Origin of the sequence: Terrisporobacter petrolearius (genome assembly GCF_020748185.1) — a bacterium.
In the GTDB taxonomy this organism is placed as follows: Bacteria; Bacillota; Clostridia; order Peptostreptococcales; family Peptostreptococcaceae; genus Terrisporobacter; species Terrisporobacter petrolearius.
Genome location: NZ_JAHZMO010000007.1, coordinates 67,216 through 91,651, shown reverse-complemented (window position 1 = coordinate 91,651; position 24,436 = coordinate 67,216). Strand labels below are relative to the sequence as shown.

Below are 24,436 nucleotides of genomic sequence, written 5' to 3'. Positions count from 1 at the left end.
TTTATAAATACATTAATTTGAATAGTAGAACATTTTTATAAGTATAGTGTTAAAGGAGCAAATATAATGTTGAATAGTAAAGTAATATTAATTACAGGCGGTACAGGATCATTTGGAAAAAACTTTACTAAATTGATTTTAAATAAATATAATCCTAAAAAAATCATAATATTCTCTAGAGATGAATATAAGCAAGATTTATTTAGGAAAGAATTGGCTCTATCAATGCCAGAAAAATTACATTTAGTTAAATTTTTTATAGGAGATGTAAGAGACAAAGATAGACTATATAGAGCATTTGACAATGTAGATTATGTAATACATGCAGCAGCCATGAAACAAGTACCAGCCTGTGAATATAATCCTTATGAAGCAATAAAAACAAATATAAATGGAGCTGAAAATATAATAGAAGCAGCTCTTGATAAAAAGGTAAAAAAAGTAATAGCCTTATCAACGGATAAAGCTGTTAACCCTATAAATCTCTATGGAGGAACAAAATTAGTATCAGATAAATTATTTATTTCAGCCAATGGTTATTCAGAAGAAAAAGGAACAGTATTTTCTATAGTAAGATACGGAAATGTATGTGGAAGTAGAGGTTCTGTTATTCCTTTCTTTAAGAATCTTATAGAACAAAACATAAAAGAATTGCCAATTACAGATTTTAATATGACTAGATTTTGGATTAGTTTGGAGGATGGAATTAAATTAGTTTTAAAAGCATTAGAAGAATCAAAAGGAGGAGAAACATATATATCTAAAATACCATCATTTAAAATAGTAGATTTAGCAGAGGCTATGTTACCAGGATGTGGACTTAGGAATATAGGAATTAGAGAAGGCGAAAAATTACATGAAGTAATGATAACAAAGGATGATTCTAGAACTACTTATGAATATGAAAATCATTATATAATATATCCTCAACTAGACTGGTGGAATAAAGAAAATTATTTTACTGAAGGAGGAAAACTTATACCAGTTGGATTTGAGTATAGCTCAGGAACAAATACTCAGTGGTTAAGTGTAGAGCAGTTAAGATATGAAATGAATAGATTAGGAATATATAAGACATAATTATATTTTATATATAAAAAGGATGTAATAAATATGAGTATATTAAAAAAATATAGATTTGGTCCAGATATATTATTAAAACACTGGATGCTTCATATAAAGTCTCTAAACAAGATGCTAGTAAAGAGAAATATTGGACAATTGGGAGAAAACGTACAGGTAAGACCATATGTAACAATTGTAAATGGAAATAATATTCACTTGGGAAATAATCTTGTATTAAGATCAGGAACACAGTTACATGCAGGTAAAAAGTCTAAAATTATTATAGGAAATGATGTATTAATTGCACCAGATGTATTTATAACAGTTAATAATCATAATTATAAAGATATAAATAAGCCAATTCTCCACCAAGGAGACTCTGAGGAAGGTGTAGTAATAAAAGAAGGCTCTTGGATTGGAAGAGGGGCTACAATATTAAAGGGTGTAACCATTGGAAAAAACAGTATAGTAGGTGCTGGGGCAGTAGTTACTAAAGATGTTCCAGACTACTGTATTGTTGGAGGAGTACCTGCAAAAATTATTAAAAAAATGGACTAAAAATAAAGAAAGGAGGATACAAGATGAAAGATGAACTAGCTATAAATGGTGGCACTCCAGTAAGAAAGGAATACTTATCTTATGGACGTCAGGTTATAGATGATGATGATATTAATTTAGTGGTTAATGTGCTAAAAGGCAATTATTTAACTACGGGTCCAAATGTAAAACAATTTGAAGAAATGGTGGCTAGTTATGTAGGTTGCAAATATGCTGTAGCTGTATCAAATGGTACAGCTGCATTGCATGCAGCTTGTTATGCAGCAGGGATTAAGAAAGGAGATGAAGTTATAACTACTCCTATGACATTTGCAGCTTCAGCTAATTGTGTTTTATATTGTGGTGGAAAACCTGTATTTGCTGATATTAATCCATTTACTTATAATATAGATCCACAAGAAATAGAAAAGAAAATAACTAGCAAAACTAAGGCAATAATACCTGTAGATTTTACTGGTCAAGCAGTGGATTTAGATGAAATTAAAAAAATAGCAGATAAGTACAATTTAATAATAATTGAAGATGCAGCTCATGCAATAGGAACAAAATATAAAGGTGAAAAAGTTGGAAACATATCAGATATGACAGAATTTAGTTTTCATCCAGTAAAAACCATAACTACTGGAGAAGGTGGAGTGATTACAACTAACTCAAAAGAACTTTATGATAAGTTAGTATTATTTAGAACTCATGGAATTACTAGAGAAAAAGAGTTTTTGGTTAATAAAGAAAAGGGTCCTTGGTACTATGAACAAATTGATTTAGGCTATAACTATAGAATCACAGATATACAATGTGCCCTTGGTATAAGTCAGTTAAAGAAATTAGATAAATTTATAGAGAGAAGAAAAGAATTAGTAAAAATGTATAATGAAGAATTATCAAAAATAGATGGAATTATTATTCAAAAAGAAGAAGATTTTTCTGATACTGCTCGCCATTTATATATTATAAAAATAGAGTTAGAAAAATTTAAAGTAGGAAGAAAAGAAATATTTGAAGCTTTACAAGGTGAAAATATAGGAGTTAATGTTCATTACTTGCCAGTGTATTTACAACCTTATTACAAAAAACTGGGGTATGAAGAAGGCTTATGTCCTAATGCAGAAGATTTATATAATAAAATGATTACTTTACCACTACATGCAAATATGAGTGATAAAGATTTACAAGATGTAGTATTAGCAGTGAATAAGGTTCTAAACTATTATAAAAAATAAAGGTGGTAATTTCTATGAATATATTAATTGTAACGACTAAAGAGTGGAATAAATCAAATGCAATTATATATAAATCACAAAATCCACAGTACAATATAGAAATTATAACAGAAAATAATGATTTTACTTTAGAAAATATTAAAAATTTTAATCCAGATATAATTTTTTTACCTCATTGGTCATGGTTAATACCAAAGGAGATTTATGAAGATTATGAATGTATTGTATTTCATATGACAGACCTACCTTATGGAAGAGGAGGAAGTCCACTTCAAAATCTTATTTCAAGGAATATTAAACATACAAAAATTTCAGCACTTAGAGTAGATGGTGGTATAGATACAGGAAATATTTACTTAAAAGAACCTTTAGATTTATATGGAAGTGCAGAAGAAATATTTGTAAGAGCATCTCGTATTATATTTGATAAAATGATTCCCCATATAGTAAATAATAGACCAACTCCTATACCTCAAGAAGGAACAATAGAAACATTTCAAAGACTTTCACAAAAAGATAATGAACTAAAGCCAGAGTTTGACTTAGATAAAATATACAATTATATAAGAATGGTGGATGGAGAAGGATATCCAAATGCGTTTATAAAATTTGGCGACTATAAAATAAAATTTTCTAGAGCTAGTTTAAAATACAATAAAATTGTGGCAACAGTGGAAATTGAAAAGGAGGAAGATTAATTGAGCAAAGTACTTGTAATAGCAGCACATCCAGATGATGAAATACTAGGTGTGGGAGCTACAATAAGAAAACATGTGGAAAATGGAGATGAATGTGAAGCATTAATACTAGGAGAAGGTGTAACCTCCAGATATGATAATAGGGAAAATTATGATGCAGATAAATTAAATCAATTGCAAGAAGATACAATTAAAGCAGGAAAAATAATAGGTTATAAAAATGTATATACAGCAAATTTGAGAGATAATAGATTTGATAGTTATGATTTACTTCATATTGTAAAAATAATTGAAAAATATGTTGATAAAATAAAGCCTGATATTATATATACTCATCATCATGGAGACTTAAATGTGGATCATAAAGTAACTTATGAAGCTGTAATAACAGGAACAAGACCTATATCAGATGAAATTGTAAGAGAAATTTATTGTTTTGAAACAGTGTCATCTACAGAGTGGAGTTTTATAGATAAGTATAAATTTAATCCTAATTATTTTGTAGATGTAACTGGATTTATGGGATACAAATTAGAAGCAATGAAACAATATACAGGTGAATTAAGAGAAAGACCTCACCCAAGATCCTTAGACAATTTATTATATACAGCTAAAAAATGGGGTAGCATTATAAACTGTGAATATGCAGAAGTTTTTGAAGTTGTAAGAATAATAAAGAAATAATATTTGGGGTGTATAAAATATGAAGAAAAAAATAACAGTTATAATACAAGCAAGAATGGGTTCCACTCGTTTACCAGGAAAAGTATTAATGAATATTAATGGTAAAACTGTTTTACATCATGTTATAGATAGAGTTAGACAATGTAAAAATATTGACGACATAATAATAGCTACAACAAATCTGGAAAAAGATGATTTAATAGTAAAGGAAGTGGAAAAAATAGGATGTAAATATTTTAGGGGTAGTGAAGACAATGTGCTAGATAGATATTATGAGGCAGCAACACTTAATAAATCAGATATTATAATTAGAATAACTTCTGACTGTCCACTAATAGACCCTAAAGTAGTTGATGAAATGATAGAGTTTTATATTAATAATAATTATGAAGTGGTTACAAATGCATGTGCTGATAATAGCAAAAGAACTTATCCAAGGGGATTAGATACAGAAATATTCTCCTATGAAGCTTTAAAAGAGGCAAAAGAAAATGCAAAAGAGTCATACCAACTGGAGCATGTTACTCCTTATATTTACGAAAATACTACCCAAATATTTTATTATAAAAACAATATAGATTATTCCAAATATAGATTTACTTTAGATACGGAGGAAGATCTAAAATTAATAAAAGAAATATACAAAAATTTATACTTTGGAGAAAATAATTTTTATCTAAAAGAAGTTATTGAAGTTATGGAAAATAATCCTGATTTGTATTTTATAAATAATAGTATAAAGCAAAAACATATAAAGGAGTAAAAAAAATGATAAGGCTAAGATCTGCAAATTATGAAGATTGCAATTTGTTATATAAGTGGGCAAATGACAGTCAGGTTAGAAAAAATTCTTTTTCTCCCAATGATATAGATTTGGAAAGTCATATTAAATGGTATAAAAATAAAATGAATGATGAAAATACTCATATATTTATAGTATTAAAAGATAATGATGAAGTTGGTCAAATAAGGGTAAACATAAGTGATAATAATGGATTTATTGATTACAGCATAGATGAAAATTATAGAGGTCAAGGCATAGGTACAGAGATATTACAACTGATTAAATTGGAAATTACTAAGGTGAATTTAATAGGATATGTAAAAAAAGAAAATATAGCATCTATGAAGGCCTTTGAAAAAGCTGGCTATGAAAAAATTAAACATGATGATTTTATAGAATATATATATAAATCAAATTTTAATTGAGGTTAGTTATGAAAAGAATAGGAATAAGAGCTGATGGAAACAGTCAAACTGGCATGGGTCACATTATGAGATGTTTAGTTATAGCAAAAGAATTTATAAGAAGAAATATAGAAGTTATATTTTTAGTAAAATATGATGAAAAACTAATTGAAATATTAAATAAAAATAAAGTGAAATATGAAATAATAAAAAGTCAAAATCTAAAAGATGAGGCTAAAGTAGTATGTGATATTATTAAAAATTTAAAACTAGATATGATATTGATAGATTCATACTGGATAAGTAATGAATACTTAGAAGAAATTTATTATAATACAAATTTATTAGTATCCATAGATGATAATAATTTATACCATTACCCTAGCCATATTATTTTAAATGCAAATATATATGCAAAAGATTTAAAATACAAATTAATAAATCCAAATACAAAATTGTTGTTAGGTTGTGACTATGCCATATTAAGAGAAGAGTTTACAAAAGAATCACCAATTATAATTAAAGATAGGGTTGAAAATGTTCTAGTAACAATGGGAGGATGTGATATAAACAACTACACTCCAACAGTATTAAAAAGCATATCAAAAATAGATAAACAAATAAATGTTATAGTAGGACCACAATTTAAAAATATGCAGACTATAAAAAATTTATCCTTAATCAATTCAAATATTAATCTAATAAATAATCCGAAGGGTGTAAAAGACATTATGAAAAAAAATGATGTGGCAGTTTCCGCAGCAGGTACCACTACTTATGAGTTGGGCGTACTTGGTATACCTACCATACTAATATGTCAGGCAGATAATCAAGAAAATATAGGAAGAAAAACAAAAGAGCTCGGAATGATGATTAATCTAGGTAATTTTAATGAAGTGGAAGAGCAACAGATATATAATAACTTATTATATTTAATTAATAACAAATCAAAAAGAGAAGATATGAGTAAAAAATGTATCCAGAACGTGGGAAGAAAAGGTGTAATTAACATAGTAGATGAAATTTTAAATTATAAGTTATAAATATATGGAGGAAAATATGGATATTAAAATTGGAACAAGAATAATAAATGAAAATTCACCATGTTTTATAATAGCCGAATTATCAGCAAACCATAATCAAAATATAGATATTGCAAAACAAACTATAAAAGCAGCTAAAGAAAGTGGAGCAGATGCAATAAAACTGCAAACTTATACTCCAGATACAATGACTATAGATTGTGATAATGAATACTTTCAAATAAAACAAGGAACTGTGTGGGATGGAACAACTTTATATAAATTATATGAAAAGGCATACACACCTTGGCAGTGGCACAAAGAATTGAAGGATTATGCCCAAAGTTTAGGCTTAATATTTTTTTCTACACCTTTTGATAAAACTGCTACTGATTTTTTAGAAGAATTAAAAGTGGATGTATACAAAGTAGCATCTTTTGAAATAACAGATATACCTCTTATAGAATATATAGCATCAAAGAAAAAACCAATGATAATATCTACAGGAATAGCTACATTGGAAGATATAGAATTGGCTGTTGAAACATGCAAAAAAGCAGGAAATGAAGAAATAATTTTATTAAAATGTACTTCATCATATCCTGCAAAATTGGAAGATTCTAATTTATTAACAATATTAGATTTAAAAGAGAGATTTAATGTTATATCAGGGTTGTCTGATCATAGCATGGAAATGGAAGTACCAATAACAGCAGTAGCTTTGGGAGGAAAAGTAATAGAAAAACATTTTATACTAGATAGAAATATGGGAGGACCAGATGCAGGATTTTCCATGGAGCCAGAAGAATTTAAAAAAATGGTGGATTCTATTAGAAAAGTTGAAAAAGCTCTGGGTACAGTAGATTATGAGCTGACTGAAAAGAAAAAGAAAAACAGAGAATTCTCTAGATCTTTATTCATAGTAAAGGATATAAAAGCAGGAGAAATTATAACGCAAGAGAATGTAAAATCTATTAGACCAGGATTTGGAATGCATCCTAAGTATTACAATTATATTTTAGGCAAAAAAATAAAACAAGATACGAAAAAAGGTACTCCATTAACTTTTGAAATAATAGAGTAATTAGAGGCAAAGTTAATCTTACTAAAGAGCCTCTATGCAGAGGTATGATTTTATATTTCTGTATAGAGGTTATTTAGAGTGCTTTCATATTTACTTATCTTTCAATTCTTTAATTATACAATTATGAATATTTATGATTTAGTAGTTACAAAATAGAAAGTCACCAAGTTTTTCAGTGACCTCTCTTAAGTAAGTAGCCTTTTTTGTGTAGATGATTATTAAAATAGAAAAATATTAATTTTGTAAAATTAATATTTTGGCGAAAAACTGTAACAAAATAGCCAATAAAATCATATTTTAAAGTAATAAGCAAGAAGCTTATTAAATATCAAAAAAGGAGAAGATATTATGTCAGAAAATACAAATCTTTCTAGATTATTTGGCGGTTTTGATTGTGGTTGCGGTGGAGGATTTTTATTACCATTAATAGTTATATTTTTAATATTTATGGTTGGAGACGATTTACTAGAGTTCATATTCTGTGAAGACTCAGCAATAATATGGATAATATTAATCGTAATGTTACTATTCTTCCTACAAGAAGATGACTGCTGTTGCTAAATAAGCAAAAGCTATGAATTGGAAATATAAATTTTCAATTCATAGCTTTAATTTTTACATAAGACATTCATTTGATTTAATGGAAGCTATTCCGCCATCTAAAACTTTTGCATCTATACCAAGATACTTTGCGTATGCCCATAGAGTAGGGCTTCTAAGTCTCCCTTTTGAACAGGCGATAACAATTTTTAATTTTTTGTTATTAGATATTTTTAATAATTCTAATTTTATCTTTTTTATATTTTTTAACAAACCATAGATTATTACTATCTCCGCAATAATTAAATATTTGTGAAGAAAATCATATTGAATTTTATTAATAATGGGTACGTTGTATTGCAATTTTTTGTCAGAGTTATATTGATCCTCAGTTCTTGCATCTATTGTAATTTCATCAGTAATATCATTGTATTTAACTAAATATTTTTTTAAAAATATTCTCATGAATTTATCTAATGTTAGTATCTTAATCCCTCCAAGTTAAAGTTTGTTTTAAGTATTTTATCATATATAAAGCCTATTTCCTATGTAAATTTAAAGGGAATTTTAACTTTTTAAGATTATAGGTAACACTTTTATTTTTTAAACATATTATATAATAGAAGTGTTTTGCCAATTGTCATCTAGTGTACTTACATAAGCTAGGTAAACTCTTTTATGGTAAAGGGAGGTAATTACAATGAATAGTAGTTTGACTAGAATGTTTGAAGGTTTGGGAGGAACAGGCTGGTGGATAATAGTCCTATTCTTTTTATTTTTAGCTTTTCAAGAATGCTGGGCTGAGATCTGTATAACAGACTGGATCCCATTTTTGATTTTACTACTAATTGTTTGCTCTTGTGGTGTTAGTGATAATGATTGTAGCTGTATGGAAAATGATGTGGACTACGATTGCAATTGCTAACTAAAGAGTAAAAGTAATACCTAGTTTAAGGTGGACTACTGCATATATATAAAGATCTTTTGCAGTAGTTCATCGTAAATTAAAAGTGTTAATAAAAATATAAAAAATATTTATTAAGTCAAAGATAAAAAGATTATCACAAATAATTAAATTTGCATATTATATGTTAAGAGCGAGAGCTCGAGGAATATAATAAAAATATATATCAACAGGAGGTATACAACAATGTTAGACAGATTATTTGGAGATGATGGATTCTTTGGAGCAGGAGCTTGGTGGATAATAGTATTATTCTTCTTATTCTTAGCTTTTGGAGATTCTTGGTGTGATATAAATATAATGGATTGGATACCATTCTTAATCATACTATTAATACTTTGCAGTTGTGGTGACTGCTTCTAGACTAATCAACTAATAAATCATAATAAGTAGGGGGACAAAATAATGTTAGATAGACTATTTGGTGGCTGTGGATGCGATGATGGAATGTTTGGAGGATGGTGGATAATAGTATTATTCTTCTTATTCTTAGCATTCCAAGATTGCTGGGCAGAAATAGATATTTGTGCTTGGATACCATTCTTAATATTATTATTAATAACAGTAAGTTGTGGTGGATTTTTAGACGACGATTGTTGCTAATTTAATCAAATTTACAGTTAATAGAAAAAATAAATAAGGGTTAGCGTTAACTTATATTTTATAAGTTAGCGCTAGTTTTTTGTGATTGTATAAAAATAGTATTAATATATATGAATAAAATAGCAAAATTGTTAAGATTCAGTTGTATGAAAATATGTAAAGAAATATAATTAAGATAAGTACATAATAATTAATTTTAACATAAAACTTTTATTGAAAAAATTAGGGGGTACTTCATTATGAACAATGATTCGTTAAAAGAAATGGGCTTTGCAACTAAGGCAATTCATGCAGGAACTATAGAAAACACACCAGGAACATTAGCAACTCCAATCTATCAGACTTCAACATTTTATTTTGACTCTGCCGAGCAAGGTGGTAAAAGATTTGCAGGAGAAGAAGGGGGATATATTTATTCACGACTTGGGAATCCAACAACAAAGGTTTTAGAAGACAAAATAGCCATGCTAGAAGGTGGGCAGGCGGCTGCTGCCATGTCTTCAGGAATGGGAGCTATATCTTCAGCTTTATGGACGCTTTTGAAAGCAGGAGATCATGTGGTAGCATCAAACACTTTATATGGATGTACTTTCGCACTACTTAATCATGGATTAACGAGATATGGTGTGGAAGTTGATTTTGTTGATGTTACAGATCCAGAAAATATTAGAAAAGCAATGAAGAAAAATACAAAGGTAGTTTATCTAGAAACTCCAGCAAATCCAACTATGTTAATTACAGATATAGAAGCAGTAAGTAAGATTGCTCATGAAGTAGAGGGATGCCAGGTTATGGTGGACAATACTTTCTGTTCACCTTATTTACAAAGACCACTTGAACTTGGAGCGGACATAGTGGTTCATTCTGCAACAAAATATATAAATGGACATGGTGATGTTATAGCAGGTATAGTTGTGGGTAGAGAAGACTATATAACTCAAGTGAAAATGTTTGGTATAAAAGATATGACAGGAAGTGTTTTAAGTCCTAATGATGCCTTTTTAATGATAAGAGGAATGAAAACACTTCAAATAAGAATGGATAGACATTGTTCCAATGCTATGGAAGTTGCAAAATTCTTAGAATCACACCCTGCAGTAGAGAAGGTTTACTACCCAGGACTTGAAAGTTTTGAAGGTCATGAATTAGCTAAAAAGCAAATGAGTCAGTTCGGAGGAATAATGGCATTTGAAGTAAAAGGTGGAGTAGAAGCTGGTAAAAAATTAATGAACAGTCTTCATCTTTGTATATTAGCAGTAAGTTTAGGAGATGCAGAAACTCTAGTGGAACATGCAGCCTCTATGACACATTCTCCATATTCTAAGGAAGAAAGAGAAGCAGCAGGAATAAGTGACGGTTTAGTTAGAATTTCTGTTGGCTTGGAGGATGTAAAAGACATTATAGATGATTTAAAACAAGGGCTAGATCAACTGTTATAAGTTTATTATATTTTTACTAATACATTAAAAAAAAAGCTACCCAGAGGTAATTTTGGGTAGCTTTTACTATTGTACATTAGTGTTTTGGGTAAAATAATATGGGTATCTTAATAGATATGTGAAAAAGAGGGTATTTATTTTTTTTATTTTTTGCAAAATAAGAATAATACAAGTAAAATAAATAAGAGAAGTTTTACATACACAAAATTCATCAGGAGGATGGTTATGAGAAAAATAGACATAAATGAACTGCAAGAAGAAGTAAGCAGATGTTTAAATTGTAAAAAGCCAAGATGTAAGGCAAATTGTCCTGTGGAAACGCCAATTCCAGAAATAATAGACCTTTATAAAGCTGGTAATATAGAGGAAGCTGGGCGAATCTTATTTGAGAATAATCCCCTATCAGCAGTGTGTGGAGTTATATGCCCTCATGAAGATCAATGTTTAGGCAATTGTATTAAAGGAATAAAGGATAAACCAGTGAAGTTTCATGAGCTAGAGACTCATATATCTAGTGAATATTTAAAAAATGCAAGATTTACACAACACAAAAAACTGGAAGATAGAATAGCAATTGTAGGTTCAGGACCTGCAGGAATTACTTTAGCATTTAACTTAGCTAAAAGAGGATACAAAATCACTATATTTGAAAAAAACGAAGCCATAGGTGGAGTGCTTAGATATGGAATACCTGATTTTAGATTATCAAGAGAAGTATTAGATAATATAGAAAAAAGACTTTTAGATTTAAATGTGAAAATTAGATATAATGCTTTAGTTGGACCAGTTTTAACAATAGACAAATTGTTAGAAGATGGATACAAGGCAATATTTATAGGTACTGGAGTATGGAATCCAAAACCACTTAGAATAAAAGGTGAAAGTTTAGGTGACGTTCACTATGCTATTAACTACCTAAAATCACCAAAGTCATTTAGATTAGGTGACAAAGTTATAATTATAGGAGCTGGAAATGTGGCAATGGATGCAGCAAGAACTGCAAAGTACTATGGTGCAAAAGAAGTTACTGTTGTTTATAGAAAAGACTTTGAGCATATGACAGCTACAAATGCAGAAATAGAAGATGCAAAAGAAGAAGGAGTTAAATTTGAATTATTTAAGTCTCCTGTGGAAATAGTAGATGAAGGTGTTGTATTTATTGATACAAAGTTTGTTGAGGAAGATGGAAAAACTAAGATGGTCAATGTGGAAAATTCAGAAAAGCTAATGGAAGCAGACTCTGTAATAATTGCTGTTAGTCAAAGTCCAAAAAACAATATTGTTTCAAACACAGAAAATCTAGAAACAAATAGACATGGTTTGCTTGTTATAGATGATATTGGACACACAACAAAACAAGGCGTTTTTGCATCTGGTGATGTGGTTACAGGAGCAAGAACAGTAGTAGAAGCTGTGGCTCATGGTAAAAAAGTTGCTGATTCTATTGATGAATATTGTAGACAAAAATAATTAAATATATAGATAAAATAGCTAGATTGAAATATGAAATATTTCGGTCTAGCTATTTATAATTTTGATACAAAAAATGCAAATTACACACTGACTAAAAGGTTACAAAGTGGTAAAAAGAGAAATTTTTTTGAAAAAAACTGTTGCTAAGTGAATGAATTGAAAACACTGGTGTGTAGGTTTGGAAAATAAGAACATTTATTCAATGATGTTACTTATTTGTAAATTTTTTACTGTTAACCCCTTTAAAAAGTTACAGAAATGTAATATAATACATATATAAAGTTAAAAGAAAACAGAGACAGAAATAATTTTTTATGTAAAATAGAGTCCTGAAGATTAATATAGGGGGAAGACGTATGTTCAAAAAAACTTTAAAAGTGACAGCACTTTTATCGTCATTGGCGATAATGGTAGGCATAGCTAAGCCTATAAATGTTGATGCAGCTACTACTTATATAATGGCAACAGGAAGTGTAAATGTTAGAAGTGGAGCATCAACTAAATATAAATCAATAGATAAACTTAAAAAAGGTAAAGCAGTAAAAGTATTATCTTCAAAAAGTGGATGGTACAAAGTACAACTATCTGGTAATAAAACTGGATGGTCTAGTAAAAAATACTTAACTACTACAAATGCTTCAGTAAAATCTAATGTAAACGTTAGAAGCGGGGCATCAAAAAAGTACAAAGTTGTAGATAAACTTAGCAAGGGAGAAAAGGTAAAAGTATTATCTTCTTCAGGTGATTGGAACAAAATACAATTTGATGGTAATCAAGTTGGATGGTCTCACAAGAACTATATAAATAAAACAAGTTCATCAAGTTCATCAAATTCGGGATCATCAATAAATGTTGCAAGAAAACTTACTGTTAAAGCTTATGCATATACAGGAGGAGGATACACAGCAACAGGAACAAAAGCAAAATATGGAACATTAGCTGTAGACCCAAAGGTAATTCCTTATGGAACTAAAGTTTATATAAAAGAATTAGATAAAGTTTTCACTGCTGAAGATTGTGGTGGTGGAATAAAAGGAAATAAAGTAGATATATATATGAATTCACAGTCTGCTTGCAGAAACTGGGGAGTTAAAACAATAACACTACAAATATTAAAATAACTAAAAAGAGTAAGGTATGTAGCCTTACTCTTTTTACGTGAATTTCATAACAATTATGCTTCCTCATTGTAGACTATATTTATAACATAGTCCCAACATGTATTTTTCAAAGCGAATATAAATTGACCATTTCTATCAGTAAATGTGAAAGATAATGGAATTGTTTCATTAGTTTTTGGATCGATGTAGGATAAAACAGCAGCAGCACCATTTACAGGTCTATGATTACTAAATAAAACAGTACCTATAACTACGGAACCCATCTGTCTTTTTAACACAGATACTTTGCTAACTAATTCGCCTTGATTAATTCTTACATTCATAGTATCTTTAAAAGTTCCCATATACAATTCTCCATTAAATCAGATTATTTGGGGCGTAAACAATTATTCTATAATTTTTATCTTTTCTTAAGACTAGAGAAAAGCCAAAATATCCTTCCTCATTTGTATATACAATACTTTTATCTATGATTTGACCTTCTTGGCTACTATACTCCTGTAAAACAACGGCACATCCCTTAATAACTTTACCTTCCTTATTTGTAACAGTACCAATTATTACTGAATTTATCTCCTTTTCTAAAATAAATATTTTATTTATTAAGACGTTATCCTTAATCTCATTTTTTTTTATTGTGCAAGTTATTACTTTATAACTCATAGCAACTCCTATTATCGTGGATTAGGCTATAAAAGCCTAATCCATGATTTTTAATTATTTTGATTTATTATCTGAGGAGTCTGTGGTGGAAGAAGTTGGATTATTTTCTACATCATAATCAATTTGAATATTAAAAGAAATTTCACCTTTATTATCAATATCATTTGAAGAAAATGAATTCTCACTTTTTTCACCATTTATACTTAATTCCTTTATACCAACTTTAGTATATTCTTTTCCATCAATTATTTTTGTTTCCATAGACTTAAGCTACCTCCATATTATTAACCATAATTAGAAGTTATTAAGATAATGTGTTTGGAGTATAAACATCTAGTTGATAAGTTGTCCCAGCATCTGTGCTGAATTCATAAGGAATACCAAATTTGCCATCTGCATTAGTATAAGCAATAGCAACATTTGTAGAACTAGCTGGAGTAGTAGTTATTTCTACCAGTACTACAGCTGCACCCTCAATAGGAACACTACTATCTGCAACAGTACCACTAGCTAAAGAATAAGTTTCATCAGTTAATGTTGGATTGGATGCTATAATCACACCAGCGCTTCCTTCAGCAGGAGCTGTAACAGATAATTCAGACATTTTAAAAATAGCCATATAAAGATCACCCTTTTTTATATAAATTAATAGATTTATTAATCTACTAATTTATATTATTAATTAAGGCTACAAAAAGTTACATAAGAAGACAAAAATAAAGAATATATTTGGCTGTTTTTGCGATAAAGAATTATTGTCAAAAAAGAGTATGTATTAAGAGAGGACTTTATTTTTAACAAAATAAGAAGTAATATATTAGTATAAAAATTTAAAGGGGGGATATTAAATATGTTTAACATAATGATAATAGACGACAATGAACAACTACAAAATGAACTGGGGAATATGTTATTTAATAATGGTTATTTAGTAACAAAAATAAAAGAATTTAATAATATATCTTCCCAAGTGGAAAATAATAACCCAGATTTAATATTATTAGATATAAACTTGCCAAATGAAGATGGATTTAAAATTTGTACAGAGATAAGAAGTTTTTCAAAGGTGCCAATTATATTTATTACAAGCAGAGATACAAATGTGGATGAACTTATGGGAATTACCCTGGGGGGAGATGACTTTATAACAAAGCCATATAACACCCAAATACTTTTAGTTAGAATATCTTCCTTGTTAAAAAGAGCTTATCCCAATGATAAATCCATGGATATTATAAAATATAAGGGGTTAAAGCTTAACATATTATCAAGTACTTTAGAACATGATGGAATGACTGTGGAGCTTACTAAAAATGAGTTGAAGATTTTGCACTATTTACTTAATAACAAAGGAAAGATAGTGTCTAGAGTAGATATTATGGAATATTTATGGGATAGTTCTTTATTTGTAAATGATAATACTTTGACTGTTAATATAACAAGAATAAGAAATAAGATAGAAGAGATTGGCCTAAGTGATTTTATAAAAACTAAAAGAGGCCAGGGATACATAATATGAGTTTAAAAGAATACTTAAAAAATAAAATTAGCGTAATATTTATAAATCTTATCTCATTAATAACACTTGTTGTTTTCTTGTTTAGTATTGGAAATACTTTTGAAAGTGTAAAAATTATTGTAATTTCTTGGATTATAGTACTTACATTATTTTTTACTTTTGAATATAAAAAAAGAAATGATTATTTCAATGAAGTTTTAAAGTGTACAAATAATCTAGATAAGAAATATTTAATTAGTGAGATTATAGATGTACCTCCCTATGTGGATGCTGTTCCATATTATTATTTGTTAAAAAAATCTAGCAAGTCCATGAGAGAAGAAATTAATAAAATACAAAAACAACGTAAAGATTATAAAGAATATATAGAACAGTGGATACACGAAGTTAAAACACCCATATCATCTATTAAATTAATAGAAGAAAACAATAAAACAGCTACTTCTAGAGCAGTACTACAACAATTAGAAAATATAGATGCTTATGTTGAGCAAGCTTTATTTTATGCAAGAAGTGAAGATGTGGAAAAAGATTATCTTATTAAAGAAATATCTTTAGAAGAATGTGTAAATAGGGTTATTATAAAAAACAAGCAACTATTGATTTTAAACAGTATAGATATTGAAACTGAAAATACAAATAAAAGCATTTATTGTGATAGCAAGTGGTTAGAGTTTATAATAAATCAAATTCTAGTTAACTCTGCAAAATACAGAAAAAATGAATCGCCTATTATAAAAATATACGCTAAGGATATTAAAAATGGAACACAACTAATTATAGAAGATAATGGTATAGGAATACCAGAAAATGAAATAAATCGTGTATTTGAAAAAGGATTTACAGGAAATAAAGGACGAACAAATACTAAATCAACAGGAATAGGACTGTATTTGTGTAAGAAACTATGTGATAAACTGGGGCTATTAATATGCATAAGCTCTAAAGAAAATAAATATACAAAAGTTATTATTACTTTTCCAAAGGGAAGCTTTTGTAAGTTTGAAAAAAAGGATCTTACTTAAGTTCCTTTTTTTAATGCCATAGACCACTAGGTGACAACATCGTAACTTTAAAGTAACATTACATCGAATCAGCTAATAAGAAAATAAGGTAAGATAAAGGGGAGGTGATATTGATGAGTGAAATACTAAAAATAGAAAACATAGAAAAATATTATGGTAACAAAGGAAATATAGTTAAGGCGATAGATGATATAAGTTTTAACGTGGAAAGGGGAGAATTTATAGGGGTTATGGGTCCATCAGGATCGGGAAAGACAACATTGTTAAATACCATTTCCACTATAGATGAAGTTAGTTCTGGTCATATTTATTTAGATAAGCAAGACTTAACAGAAATAACTCCAAAGAAGATAGCAAAGTTTAGAAGAGAAAATTTAGGATTTATTTTTCAAGATTTTAATTTATTAGATACTTTAACTATACATGAAAATATTGCACTGGCCCTTACAATTAATAGAACTAAAAAAACAGAAATAGATGAAAAAGTTCTAAATGTGGCAAAAGAATTGGAAATTGAAGATTTACTTTCAAAATATCCTTACGAAGTATCTGGAGGGCAAAAACAAAGAACTGCTTGTGCAAGAGCATTAATAACAAATCCAAAGATTATTTTAGCTGATGAGCCAACAGGGGCCCTAGATTCTAGGTCAGCACAAATGCTTATAGAGATGATTTCAAATATGAATAAAGACTTAGGAGCTACAATATTAATGGTAACTCATGATTCATTTACAGCAAGTTATTGTGATAGGATTTTATTTATTAAAGATGGAAAGATTTTTACTGAGCTAATAAAAGGTAAAAATAGTCGTAAGCAGTTCTTCAATCAAATATTAGATGTGGTTGCATTGTTAGGTGGTGACGTTAGGGATGTACGTTAAATTAGCACTGGGAAATGCAAAAAAATCAATTAAAGACTACTTAATATATTTTATAACTATAACTTTATGTGTAAGTTTATTTTATGCTTTTATGTCTTTATCAAGTTCAAGTTATGAACTTATAACAGAAAAGTCCTATAAATTTGAGGTTTTAAAAGCTATATTAAAATATTCAACTTATGTAATAACAGGAGTTTTGATAATCCTAGTTGGTTATGTAAATAAATATATGATGAAAAGAAGACAAAGAGAATTTGCTACATATATATTACTTGGAAGTGAACAAAAAAGTGTGGCTTTAATGTTTTTTATTGAAACGTTAATAGTTGGGATAATGGCTATAATATGTGGAATATGCATAGGGACTTTGTTTTCACAAGTAGTAACGGCAATAGTTTTAGTTACAGCAAAACAAGAGGTAGTATTTAACTTTAGGTTGTATATGGATACTGTGGTTATAACATTTATATTTTTCATATCCATGTTTTGTATAATTGGAGTTTACAATATTAGAGTTTTGAGAAAATTAAAGCTGATTAATATGATGAACATGGAGAAGAAAACAGAGTTTCAATTTAAAAGAAGTGGTAAGTTTTATGCAATAATATTTGGACTGTCAGTGATTTTATATAGTGTGGGAGGATACTGTACTTATAAACTTATTAACAATAAGGGATACTCAGCGTTGGATTATAAAAACGGATTGATATTCCAAGTAATATCCCTAGTAAGTTTTATAGTAGCTACATACCTACTTTTTTATTCTATAGCATATATAATGATTTTTATAAAAGAGAGATGCATTAATTTTAAATACGAAAATACAAATCTTTTTTTAATAGGAGGTATAGTATCAAAAATAAAAACAGCTCCAATCCTAATGGGTACTATTTGTATTACTTTTTTAGGGGCAGCTATTAGTTTTATGCTAACTCTTGTAATGAGTCAATGGAGCATAGGATATTTGGACTATAGAGTACCTTTTGATATAGATGTGAGAAATGAATATAGTTATAGACTTGATGAAAATACAAGTTTAAAGGATATTAAGGACATACCTAAAATAAATTATGATGAAGTTATAAAATACTTAAATGATAATAATTATGGTGTTGAAGAGTACTGTCAGGTGGAAAAATACTTTTTGAATAAAGAAGATTTTTATATAAGAGATGTGGACAATATACCTGTAGTTGCAGTGAAACTAAGTGATTTCAATAAGTTAAGAAGTATGTTAGGTTATAAGGAGATTTCCCTAAAAGATAATGAATTTACTACTCAGTGGCAAAAAATCATAAAGGAAGATGATATAAAAAAATCCATAAAGAAAAATTCAGTTATAAATGTAGATGGGAAAAAATTAAATATTAGTAATACTGGCTATTACACAGAGTCCTTTGGAGAGGGAATTTACAATATTCAATCAGATCATATTATAGTATTGCCAGACAAGTTATGTGAAAATCTAACCCTTGCAAGTACTAATTTATTAGTTAATACAAAGAAGGAAGTAGATTTTGAGAAAATCATAGAATTTAAAGGTAAATATATATACAATTGGTTTAAAAATAATAATGAGAATTTAACAAAAAAATATAAAAATAAAGATATAAGTGAATATTTAATTGACACTAGAGTGAAATCTTTTGAAACTAATAATATTTTAAATGCAACTTTAGCCATGAGGATTTTAGGAATATATTTGGGAACAGTTTTACTTATGATTAGTTTAACAGTTCTTGCCCTTCAGCAACTTTCTGATTCTATAGAGCACAGTAGCAGATTCAATGTACTTAAAAAGTTGGGAGTAGAAGAGGATGATATTAATAAAATAATTTTAAAACAAATATCCATATATTTTGTAATTCCCATATTTATAGCTTTAATTGGCTTTGTAATATTTATATCTAATTATTATATTTTAAATTCTGATATAATTAATTCTTATATAGGTGATAAGGCCTTTGTAATTAACATTGTAATAGCCATGATTTTAATGATATTTATATATGTGTGCTATTATGCAGGTACTTATTACACATTCAAAAGAAATATAAAATCTAAAGAATATTAAAATATATAAAAAAGTCAGGTAGATAAAATTAATCTACCTGACTTTTTTTACATGTTAGGAGATTATAGTTCTATTTACGCTGTTGATAAGTTCTAGAATTAAGTTATATCAATTTAATTATCAAAATGATAATAAAAGTATTGAAATTAAAAATATAAAATGTTACAATTCAATTATCAAAATGATAATAAAAAATGGTGGGAGGAAGAAGATGAAATTAAAAAGAAAATTATTAGCACTAGGACTAGTGGGGACTATGGTTTTTGGTGTGGGATGTTCTGCATCACAGGAATCGTCTAGTAGTTCTAGCATAACAACAATGAATATAGCAGCAGGTGGAGACGCAGTTAATCTAAATCCACTTTATGCAAATGATAGAGTTTCACTAACAGTGATGAATGCTTTATACAACCCATTATATGTTGTAGATAAGAAGGGTGAGAAAACATTCTATCTAGCAGAGGATGTTAAAGTATCAGATGATTTTTTAACATATACAGTTAAATTGAAGTCTGGTTTGAAATGGCATGATAATGAAGCTTTAACAGCAGATGATTTAATATTTACTATGGAAAGTATATTAGATGAAAATCAAGCATCAATAAATAGAGGCAAATTTGTTATAGAAGATACAGCAGTAGAGGCAACTAAAATAGATGACACTACAGTAAAGTTTAAATTACCCGTAGTATCTACTTCATTTGAAACTATGCTAGGAAATATAAGAATAATACCTAAGCATATATATGAAGGAGAAAAAGATTTAGCTAAAAGTGAAAAGAATAATTCTCCAGTAGGTAACGGTGCATACAAATTTAAGGAATACAAAACTGGAGAGCTAATAACTTTAGAAAGATTTGATGATTATTATGGGGAAAAAGGAAATTTACAAACTATTACATATAGGGTAATAGCTGATTCCAACTCTGCTAATATGGCCCTTCAAAATGGAGAAATTAATGCTAAATATGTTCAACCAGATGAAATATCAGACATTGAAGGAAAAGATAATATTGAATTAATAGAATTTGATGAAGGCATGGTTGATAACCTTATATTTATGCAAAATATAAATGACACTTTAAAAGATAGTAAGGTAAGACAGGCTTTATCTTATGCTATAAATAAAGACGAAATAATTACAGCAGCATATAAATCAGAAGAATATGCAAATAAAGCTTATTCATTATTTGCATCAAACGCAATGTCTTACACTGATCATGTTGAAAAATATGAGCAAGACAAAGATAAATCTAAAAAGTTATTAAAAGAAGCTGGAGTAAGTGATCTAAAATTAAAATTAGCTTATTCTACTCACAAAACTCAACAAGAGAAAACAGCTTTAGTTATACAAAGTAACTTGAAAGATGTTGGAGTGGAAGTGGAATTAAAACCAATGGAGAAAAGTGCTTTCTATGGTGAATTATTTGATGGTAAAAAAGCAAGTTTTGATTTAGCCTTAAATGGTTATGTAATGGGAAGTGAGCCAGCAGAATATGCTTCATTATTTATAAGTGATGGAAGTGATAATATGTCTGGATATGCTAATAAAGAAATAGATAAGAAATTCAAAGAAGCTTTAAAAGAAACAGATAATGATAAAAGACATGCTTTATACAAAGAAATACAACAAATTTTAGCGAAAGATGCAGCACTTTACCCAATAAGCTACCCTAAATCAATAATAGCAGTGGATAAGAACTATGATACAACAGGAGCTAACTTAGCACCTGTATTTATGTTTAGAGATTTAAATGGTATAAAAGTTAAAAGCTAATATGATATGAAAAATAGCCCTATCTTTTGGGCTATTTTTTACAATGAAAATAGGAGAGCAATATGAAAATTAAAGTTATAAAAAGATTATATGGATTAATCCCCATGTTATTCTTTATATCATTAGTGTCATTTCTGTTAATGCAAATGGCTCCAGGGGATCCGTTACAAGTCTATATAACACCCCAAATGAATCCAGATGATATAGAAAGAATTAGAGTTAGTATGGGGCTGGATAAACCCATATTTATTCAGTATTTTAGGTGGCTAATAAATGCATTGCAAGGAAACTTAGGATACTCCTTAATTAGTCATAGACCAGTTATACAAGTGATTATGGAAAGACTTCCAAATACACTTTTAATAACAGTTACAGCCTTAGTATTATCAATATTGGTGGCAATACCTATTGGACTTGTGACAGGATATAAAAAAGATTCTACAATAGATAAATTATTAAACATTGTTTCATATATAGGAATATCAATACCAAGTTTTTGGTTTGCAATGATACTTATATATACATTTTCTTTAAAATTAGGTTTACTACCTAGTATTGGAATGAGAACAGCAGGAGTAGAAAATACTGTAGACTTACTAAAACATATGGTAATGCCTGTAATTATTCTTAGTTACTATAATATATGTGTGTTTACTAGATATATAAGATCGAGCACTATAAGTCAACTTAGGGAGGACTATGTGCTTACACAAAGGGCCTATGGTGCAACTACTAAAGATATATTATTTAAACATGTACTAAAAAACACCTTATTACCTGTAATAACAATATTTGCTATGTCTCTTCCACAACTTGTAACAGGAGCCTTTATAACAGAGACAATTTTTGGTTGGCCTGGAATGGGTCAGCTGGGCATAAACTCAATCTTTGGCTATGATTACCCTGTGGTTATGGGAATTACTATGTTTTCCTCTTTTATATTAATAATAGGTAATCTAATGGCAGATCTATTATACGAATTAATAGATCCAAGAATTAAAGGGTAATGGGAGGAGAATCACATGGTACAAAGATTAAAAAATAATTTTAAACACAATAAATTAGCACTATTAGCACTTACTGTAATAGGTGTATTATGTGTAGCGTGTATTTTAGCTTTTTTAAGTCCTTTTGATCCCAATAAGATAAATCCAGTGGGTGGACTTAAATCACCAGGGGGAAGTAATTTATTTGGAACAGATAATATGGGAAGAGACTATTTCACAAGAACTTTATATGGTGGAAGAATTTCATTGACTGTTGGATTTTTATCTATGTTAATTTCCACAGCTTTTGGAACAATTATAGGAACTATAAGTGGATATTTTGGTGGGAAAATAGATAGTTTTATAACTAGATTTATAGATATATTAATGTGTATACCAACATTTTTCTTAATTATAGTAATAAATTCATATTTAGGGTCAGGAATTCAAAATATAATTTTGGTAATTGGACTATTAGGTTGGATGAGCATAGCAAGGGTAGTTAGAGCAGAGACATTATCAGTAAAAGAAAGAGAGTATATATTATATGCGAAGTCTGTAGGACAAAGTCATTTTAATATAATTTTTAAGCATATAATACCAAGTATACTGCCTACTATAATTGTTACCTCTAGTATTAATATAGCCAGTGCCATACTTATGGAATCTTCTCTTAGTTTCTTAGGTCTTGGTGTTCAACAACCAAATGCATCTTGGGGGAGTATGTTAAAGGATGCCCAAGCTTACTTAGGACAAGCTCCTTATATGGCGATTTTCCCTGGTATGTTTATATTATTAACAGTATTAAGTTTTAATTTGATTGGAGATACACTAAGATCAACATTTGAAGCTAAGGCAAATGATAGGTAGGTGGCAGAAGTGAGTAATATATTGGAAGTGAAAAACTTAAAAACATCCTTCTTTACTCCAAAAGGAGAAGTAGAAGCTTTAAGAGATGTTAGTTTTAATATAGGAAGAAAAGAAATAGTTGGATTAGTTGGAGAAAGTGGAAGTGGGAAAAGTATAACTTCAAAATCCATAATGGGTTTAATAAGTCATCCAGGAAAAGTAGTAGGTGGAGAAATATTATTTGATGGAAAAGATTTAGCCAAGCTGGATGAAAAGGAAATGAGAAAGATAAGAGGAAATAAAATATCAATGGTTTTTCAAGATCCAATGACAGCTCTTAATCCTCTTATAAAAGTAGGAAAACAAATAAGTGAAGTTTTGATGAGACATGAAAAACTTAGGAAAAAAGAAGCTAGAGAAAAAGCCATAGACTTACTTACAATGGTAGGAATACCATCACCAGAGGTAAGAATTGATAATTATCCACATGAATTTAGTGGAGGTATGAGACAAAGAGTTTGTATAGCTATGGCAATGAGTTCATCACCAAGATTATTAATTGCAGATGAGCCAACTACAGCCTTAGATGTTACTATACAAGCACAAATTTTAAGACTAATTAAAAATTTAAATAAAGAAAATGAAAATTCAACAATACTAATAACTCATGACCTAGGAGTAGTTTATAACACTTGTGATAAAGTAATTGTAATGTATGGTGGACAAATCATGGAAACAGGCACAGTAAATGAAATATTTAAAAATGCAAAACATCCATATACAAAAGGTCTTTTAAAGTCCATACCAAAGGGTAAAACTTCTGAGAAAGAAAGATTGGTACCAATACAAGGCACACCACCTAACTTATTTAATATGCCAAGTGGATGTCCTTTTTATGACAGATGTGATGAAAGAAAAGAAGCTTGCAAAAAAGCTGTAGCCACAAGGGTATTAAGCAAAACACATGAGGTGAAATGTGTAAAAGTAAGTGAGGATGAGTAAA

At 28.8% G+C, this 24,436-nt stretch carries 29 protein-coding genes; 24 read left to right on the top strand and 5 right to left on the bottom strand.

The genetic code is table 11. The features are described 5' to 3' along the window. The first annotated feature begins 66 nt into the window (after window positions 1-66). The 10 genes from pseB (at window position 67) to K0040_RS06360 (ending at window position 8,080) form a co-directional block, all read left to right on the top strand. Window positions 67-1,080 carry a UDP-N-acetylglucosamine 4,6-dehydratase (inverting) gene (gene pseB, locus K0040_RS06405; protein ID WP_228108098.1) on the top strand — a complete coding sequence of 338 codons (1,014 nt, stop codon included), beginning with the start codon at window positions 67-69 and terminating at the stop codon, window positions 1,078-1,080. 33 nt (window positions 1,081-1,113) lie between these two features. Further along, window positions 1,114-1,623: an acyltransferase gene (locus K0040_RS06400; protein WP_228108097.1), complete on the top strand. Its 510-nt coding sequence runs from the start codon at window positions 1,114-1,116 to the stop codon at window positions 1,621-1,623. A 23-nt stretch (window positions 1,624-1,646) separates the two neighbouring features. Further along, on the top strand, window positions 1,647-2,843 hold the full coding sequence (pseC, locus tag K0040_RS06395) for a UDP-4-amino-4,6-dideoxy-N-acetyl-beta-L-altrosamine transaminase (RefSeq protein ID WP_228108096.1): 1,197 nt from the start codon (window positions 1,647-1,649) through the stop codon (window positions 2,841-2,843). A gap of 14 nt (window positions 2,844-2,857) precedes the next feature. After that, entirely contained in the window at window positions 2,858-3,541 is a 684-nt protein-coding gene (locus K0040_RS06390) for a formyl transferase (RefSeq protein ID WP_228108095.1), read from the top strand. Further along, window positions 3,542-4,225, top strand: a complete 684-nt coding sequence (locus tag K0040_RS06385) for a PIG-L deacetylase family protein (RefSeq protein WP_228108094.1) — start codon at window positions 3,542-3,544, stop codon at window positions 4,223-4,225. Between the two features lie 19 nt (window positions 4,226-4,244). Further along, window positions 4,245-4,988 carry a cytidylyltransferase domain-containing protein gene (locus K0040_RS06380; RefSeq protein ID WP_228108093.1) on the top strand — a complete coding sequence of 248 codons (744 nt, stop codon included), beginning with the start codon at window positions 4,245-4,247 and terminating at the stop codon, window positions 4,986-4,988. 5 nt (window positions 4,989-4,993) lie between these two features. Then, entirely contained in the window at window positions 4,994-5,434 is a 441-nt protein-coding gene (locus tag K0040_RS06375) for a GNAT family N-acetyltransferase (protein ID WP_228108092.1), read from the top strand. A gap of 8 nt (window positions 5,435-5,442) precedes the next feature. Then, complete coding sequence (gene pseG / locus K0040_RS06370; RefSeq protein WP_228108091.1) at window positions 5,443-6,456, top strand: UDP-2,4-diacetamido-2,4,6-trideoxy-beta-L-altropyranose hydrolase; 1,014 nt, start codon at window positions 5,443-5,445, stop codon at window positions 6,454-6,456. A 16-nt stretch (window positions 6,457-6,472) separates the two neighbouring features. Continuing rightward, window positions 6,473-7,519 carry a pseudaminic acid synthase gene (gene pseI, locus K0040_RS06365; RefSeq protein WP_228108090.1) on the top strand — a complete coding sequence of 349 codons (1,047 nt, stop codon included), beginning with the start codon at window positions 6,473-6,475 and terminating at the stop codon, window positions 7,517-7,519. A gap of 348 nt (window positions 7,520-7,867) precedes the next feature. Then, window positions 7,868-8,080 carry a hypothetical protein gene (locus K0040_RS06360; protein WP_228108089.1) on the top strand — a complete coding sequence of 71 codons (213 nt, stop codon included), beginning with the start codon at window positions 7,868-7,870 and terminating at the stop codon, window positions 8,078-8,080. A 54-nt stretch (window positions 8,081-8,134) separates the two neighbouring features. On the opposite strand, the gene K0040_RS06355 is transcribed toward K0040_RS06360, so the two are convergent. After that, window positions 8,135-8,524 carry a rhodanese-like domain-containing protein gene (locus K0040_RS06355; RefSeq protein ID WP_228108088.1) on the bottom strand — a complete coding sequence of 130 codons (390 nt, stop codon included), beginning with the start codon at window positions 8,522-8,524 and terminating at the stop codon, window positions 8,135-8,137. Between the two features lie 235 nt (window positions 8,525-8,759). On the opposite strand from K0040_RS06355, the gene K0040_RS06350 reads away from it, so the two are divergent. From K0040_RS06350 to K0040_RS06325, 6 genes are all read left to right on the top strand, one after another. Further along, on the top strand, window positions 8,760-8,984 hold the full coding sequence (locus K0040_RS06350; protein WP_228108087.1) for a hypothetical protein: 225 nt from the start codon (window positions 8,760-8,762) through the stop codon (window positions 8,982-8,984). 225 nt (window positions 8,985-9,209) lie between these two features. Further along, window positions 9,210-9,386 (top strand): hypothetical protein, encoded by a 177-nt coding sequence (locus tag K0040_RS06345; RefSeq protein ID WP_228108086.1) that lies wholly within the window; start codon window positions 9,210-9,212, stop codon window positions 9,384-9,386. 42 nt (window positions 9,387-9,428) lie between these two features. Continuing rightward, on the top strand, window positions 9,429-9,626 hold the full coding sequence (locus K0040_RS06340) for a hypothetical protein (protein ID WP_228108085.1): 198 nt from the start codon (window positions 9,429-9,431) through the stop codon (window positions 9,624-9,626). Between the two features lie 239 nt (window positions 9,627-9,865). Next, complete coding sequence (gene megL / locus K0040_RS06335) at window positions 9,866-11,065, top strand: methionine gamma-lyase (protein ID WP_228108084.1); 1,200 nt, start codon at window positions 9,866-9,868, stop codon at window positions 11,063-11,065. A gap of 225 nt (window positions 11,066-11,290) precedes the next feature. After that, entirely contained in the window at window positions 11,291-12,535 is a 1,245-nt protein-coding gene (locus tag K0040_RS06330; RefSeq protein WP_228108083.1) for an NAD(P)-dependent oxidoreductase, read from the top strand. Between the two features lie 359 nt (window positions 12,536-12,894). After that, window positions 12,895-13,659, top strand: coding sequence for an SH3 domain-containing protein (locus tag K0040_RS06325; protein ID WP_228108082.1), 765 nt, complete (start codon window positions 12,895-12,897; stop codon window positions 13,657-13,659). A gap of 53 nt (window positions 13,660-13,712) precedes the next feature. Here K0040_RS06325 and K0040_RS06320 read toward each other — a convergent pair whose 3' ends face one another. The 4 genes from K0040_RS06320 to K0040_RS06305 are packed head-to-tail and all read right to left on the bottom strand — an operon-like array spanning window position 13,713 to window position 14,941. After that, window positions 13,713-14,003, bottom strand: coding sequence for a hypothetical protein (locus tag K0040_RS06320; protein ID WP_228108081.1), 291 nt, complete (start codon window positions 14,001-14,003; stop codon window positions 13,713-13,715). Window positions 14,004-14,016: 13 nt separating this feature from the next. Further along, on the bottom strand, window positions 14,017-14,322 hold the full coding sequence (locus K0040_RS06315) for a hypothetical protein (RefSeq protein WP_228108080.1): 306 nt from the start codon (window positions 14,320-14,322) through the stop codon (window positions 14,017-14,019). A gap of 54 nt (window positions 14,323-14,376) precedes the next feature. Beyond that, window positions 14,377-14,583, bottom strand: a complete 207-nt coding sequence (locus K0040_RS06310; protein ID WP_228108079.1) for a hypothetical protein — start codon at window positions 14,581-14,583, stop codon at window positions 14,377-14,379. Between the two features lie 43 nt (window positions 14,584-14,626). Continuing rightward, a complete protein-coding gene (locus K0040_RS06305; protein ID WP_228108078.1) occupies window positions 14,627-14,941 on the bottom strand; it encodes a hypothetical protein in 315 nt (104 codons plus the stop codon). Window positions 14,942-15,172: 231 nt separating this feature from the next. On the opposite strand from K0040_RS06305, the gene K0040_RS06300 reads away from it, so the two are divergent. The 8 genes from K0040_RS06300 to K0040_RS06265 all read left to right on the top strand — a co-directional run bounded on the left by K0040_RS06300 (window position 15,173) and on the right by K0040_RS06265 (window position 24,435). Then, window positions 15,173-15,841, top strand: a complete 669-nt coding sequence (locus K0040_RS06300) for a response regulator transcription factor (RefSeq protein ID WP_228108077.1) — start codon at window positions 15,173-15,175, stop codon at window positions 15,839-15,841. Continuing rightward, window positions 15,838-16,866 carry a sensor histidine kinase gene (locus tag K0040_RS06295; RefSeq protein WP_228108076.1) on the top strand — a complete coding sequence of 343 codons (1,029 nt, stop codon included), beginning with the start codon at window positions 15,838-15,840 and terminating at the stop codon, window positions 16,864-16,866. The genes K0040_RS06300 and K0040_RS06295 overlap by 4 nt, the downstream gene beginning before the upstream one ends. Window positions 16,867-16,979: 113 nt before the next feature. Then, window positions 16,980-17,747 carry an ABC transporter ATP-binding protein gene (locus K0040_RS06290; protein ID WP_228108075.1) on the top strand — a complete coding sequence of 256 codons (768 nt, stop codon included), beginning with the start codon at window positions 16,980-16,982 and terminating at the stop codon, window positions 17,745-17,747. After that, complete coding sequence (locus K0040_RS06285) at window positions 17,737-19,821, top strand: FtsX-like permease family protein (RefSeq protein WP_228108074.1); 2,085 nt, start codon at window positions 17,737-17,739, stop codon at window positions 19,819-19,821. Before K0040_RS06290 ends, K0040_RS06285 begins: the two co-directional genes overlap by 11 nt. A gap of 211 nt (window positions 19,822-20,032) precedes the next feature. Then, window positions 20,033-21,598: an ABC transporter substrate-binding protein gene (locus K0040_RS06280; RefSeq protein ID WP_228108073.1), complete on the top strand. Its 1,566-nt coding sequence runs from the start codon at window positions 20,033-20,035 to the stop codon at window positions 21,596-21,598. A 62-nt stretch (window positions 21,599-21,660) separates the two neighbouring features. After that, complete coding sequence (locus tag K0040_RS06275) at window positions 21,661-22,605, top strand: ABC transporter permease (protein WP_228108072.1); 945 nt, start codon at window positions 21,661-21,663, stop codon at window positions 22,603-22,605. A gap of 15 nt (window positions 22,606-22,620) precedes the next feature. Next, window positions 22,621-23,454 carry an ABC transporter permease gene (locus K0040_RS06270; RefSeq protein ID WP_228108071.1) on the top strand — a complete coding sequence of 278 codons (834 nt, stop codon included), beginning with the start codon at window positions 22,621-22,623 and terminating at the stop codon, window positions 23,452-23,454. A 9-nt stretch (window positions 23,455-23,463) separates the two neighbouring features. Next, complete coding sequence (locus tag K0040_RS06265; RefSeq protein WP_316719484.1) at window positions 23,464-24,435, top strand: ABC transporter ATP-binding protein; 972 nt, start codon at window positions 23,464-23,466, stop codon at window positions 24,433-24,435. Window position 24,436: the final 1 nt, after the last annotated feature.

Excerpts from the sequence above, each read along its gene's own strand:
- K0040_RS06355 (WP_228108088.1), bottom strand. The coding sequence starts at position 8,524 with ATGAGAATATTTTTAAAAAAATATTTAGTTAAATACAATGATATTACT.
- K0040_RS06310 (WP_228108079.1), bottom strand. The coding sequence starts at position 14,583 with ATGGAAACAAAAATAATTGATGGAAAAGAATATACTAAAGTTGGTATA.
- K0040_RS06380 (WP_228108093.1), top strand. The coding sequence starts at position 4,245 with ATGAAGAAAAAAATAACAGTTATAATACAAGCAAGAATGGGTTCCACT.
- K0040_RS06275 (WP_228108072.1), top strand. The coding sequence starts at position 21,661 with ATGAAAATTAAAGTTATAAAAAGATTATATGGATTAATCCCCATGTTA.
- K0040_RS06340 (WP_228108085.1), top strand. The coding sequence starts at position 9,429 with ATGTTAGATAGACTATTTGGTGGCTGTGGATGCGATGATGGAATGTTT.
- pseC (WP_228108096.1), top strand. The coding sequence starts at position 1,647 with ATGAAAGATGAACTAGCTATAAATGGTGGCACTCCAGTAAGAAAGGAA.
- K0040_RS06300 (WP_228108077.1), top strand. The coding sequence starts at position 15,173 with ATGTTTAACATAATGATAATAGACGACAATGAACAACTACAAAATGAA.
- K0040_RS06315 (WP_228108080.1), bottom strand. The coding sequence starts at position 14,322 with ATGAGTTATAAAGTAATAACTTGCACAATAAAAAAAAATGAGATTAAG.
- K0040_RS06285 (WP_228108074.1), top strand. The coding sequence starts at position 17,737 with ATGTACGTTAAATTAGCACTGGGAAATGCAAAAAAATCAATTAAAGAC.
- K0040_RS06390 (WP_228108095.1), top strand. The coding sequence starts at position 2,858 with ATGAATATATTAATTGTAACGACTAAAGAGTGGAATAAATCAAATGCA.
- pseI (WP_228108090.1), top strand. The coding sequence starts at position 6,473 with ATGGATATTAAAATTGGAACAAGAATAATAAATGAAAATTCACCATGT.
- megL (WP_228108084.1), top strand. The coding sequence starts at position 9,866 with ATGAACAATGATTCGTTAAAAGAAATGGGCTTTGCAACTAAGGCAATT.
- pseG (WP_228108091.1), top strand. The coding sequence starts at position 5,443 with ATGAAAAGAATAGGAATAAGAGCTGATGGAAACAGTCAAACTGGCATG.
- K0040_RS06350 (WP_228108087.1), top strand. The coding sequence starts at position 8,760 with ATGAATAGTAGTTTGACTAGAATGTTTGAAGGTTTGGGAGGAACAGGC.
- K0040_RS06320 (WP_228108081.1), bottom strand. The coding sequence starts at position 14,003 with ATGGGAACTTTTAAAGATACTATGAATGTAAGAATTAATCAAGGCGAA.
- K0040_RS06375 (WP_228108092.1), top strand. The coding sequence starts at position 4,994 with ATGATAAGGCTAAGATCTGCAAATTATGAAGATTGCAATTTGTTATAT.
- K0040_RS06280 (WP_228108073.1), top strand. The coding sequence starts at position 20,033 with ATGAAATTAAAAAGAAAATTATTAGCACTAGGACTAGTGGGGACTATG.
- pseB (WP_228108098.1), top strand. The coding sequence starts at position 67 with ATGTTGAATAGTAAAGTAATATTAATTACAGGCGGTACAGGATCATTT.
- K0040_RS06345 (WP_228108086.1), top strand. The coding sequence starts at position 9,210 with ATGTTAGACAGATTATTTGGAGATGATGGATTCTTTGGAGCAGGAGCT.
- K0040_RS06360 (WP_228108089.1), top strand. The coding sequence starts at position 7,868 with ATGTCAGAAAATACAAATCTTTCTAGATTATTTGGCGGTTTTGATTGT.
- K0040_RS06325 (WP_228108082.1), top strand. The coding sequence starts at position 12,895 with ATGTTCAAAAAAACTTTAAAAGTGACAGCACTTTTATCGTCATTGGCG.
- K0040_RS06270 (WP_228108071.1), top strand. The coding sequence starts at position 22,621 with ATGGTACAAAGATTAAAAAATAATTTTAAACACAATAAATTAGCACTA.
- K0040_RS06400 (WP_228108097.1), top strand. The coding sequence starts at position 1,114 with ATGAGTATATTAAAAAAATATAGATTTGGTCCAGATATATTATTAAAA.
- K0040_RS06290 (WP_228108075.1), top strand. The coding sequence starts at position 16,980 with ATGAGTGAAATACTAAAAATAGAAAACATAGAAAAATATTATGGTAAC.
- K0040_RS06305 (WP_228108078.1), bottom strand. The coding sequence starts at position 14,941 with ATGGCTATTTTTAAAATGTCTGAATTATCTGTTACAGCTCCTGCTGAA.
- K0040_RS06330 (WP_228108083.1), top strand. The coding sequence starts at position 11,291 with ATGAGAAAAATAGACATAAATGAACTGCAAGAAGAAGTAAGCAGATGT.
- K0040_RS06295 (WP_228108076.1), top strand. The coding sequence starts at position 15,838 with ATGAGTTTAAAAGAATACTTAAAAAATAAAATTAGCGTAATATTTATA.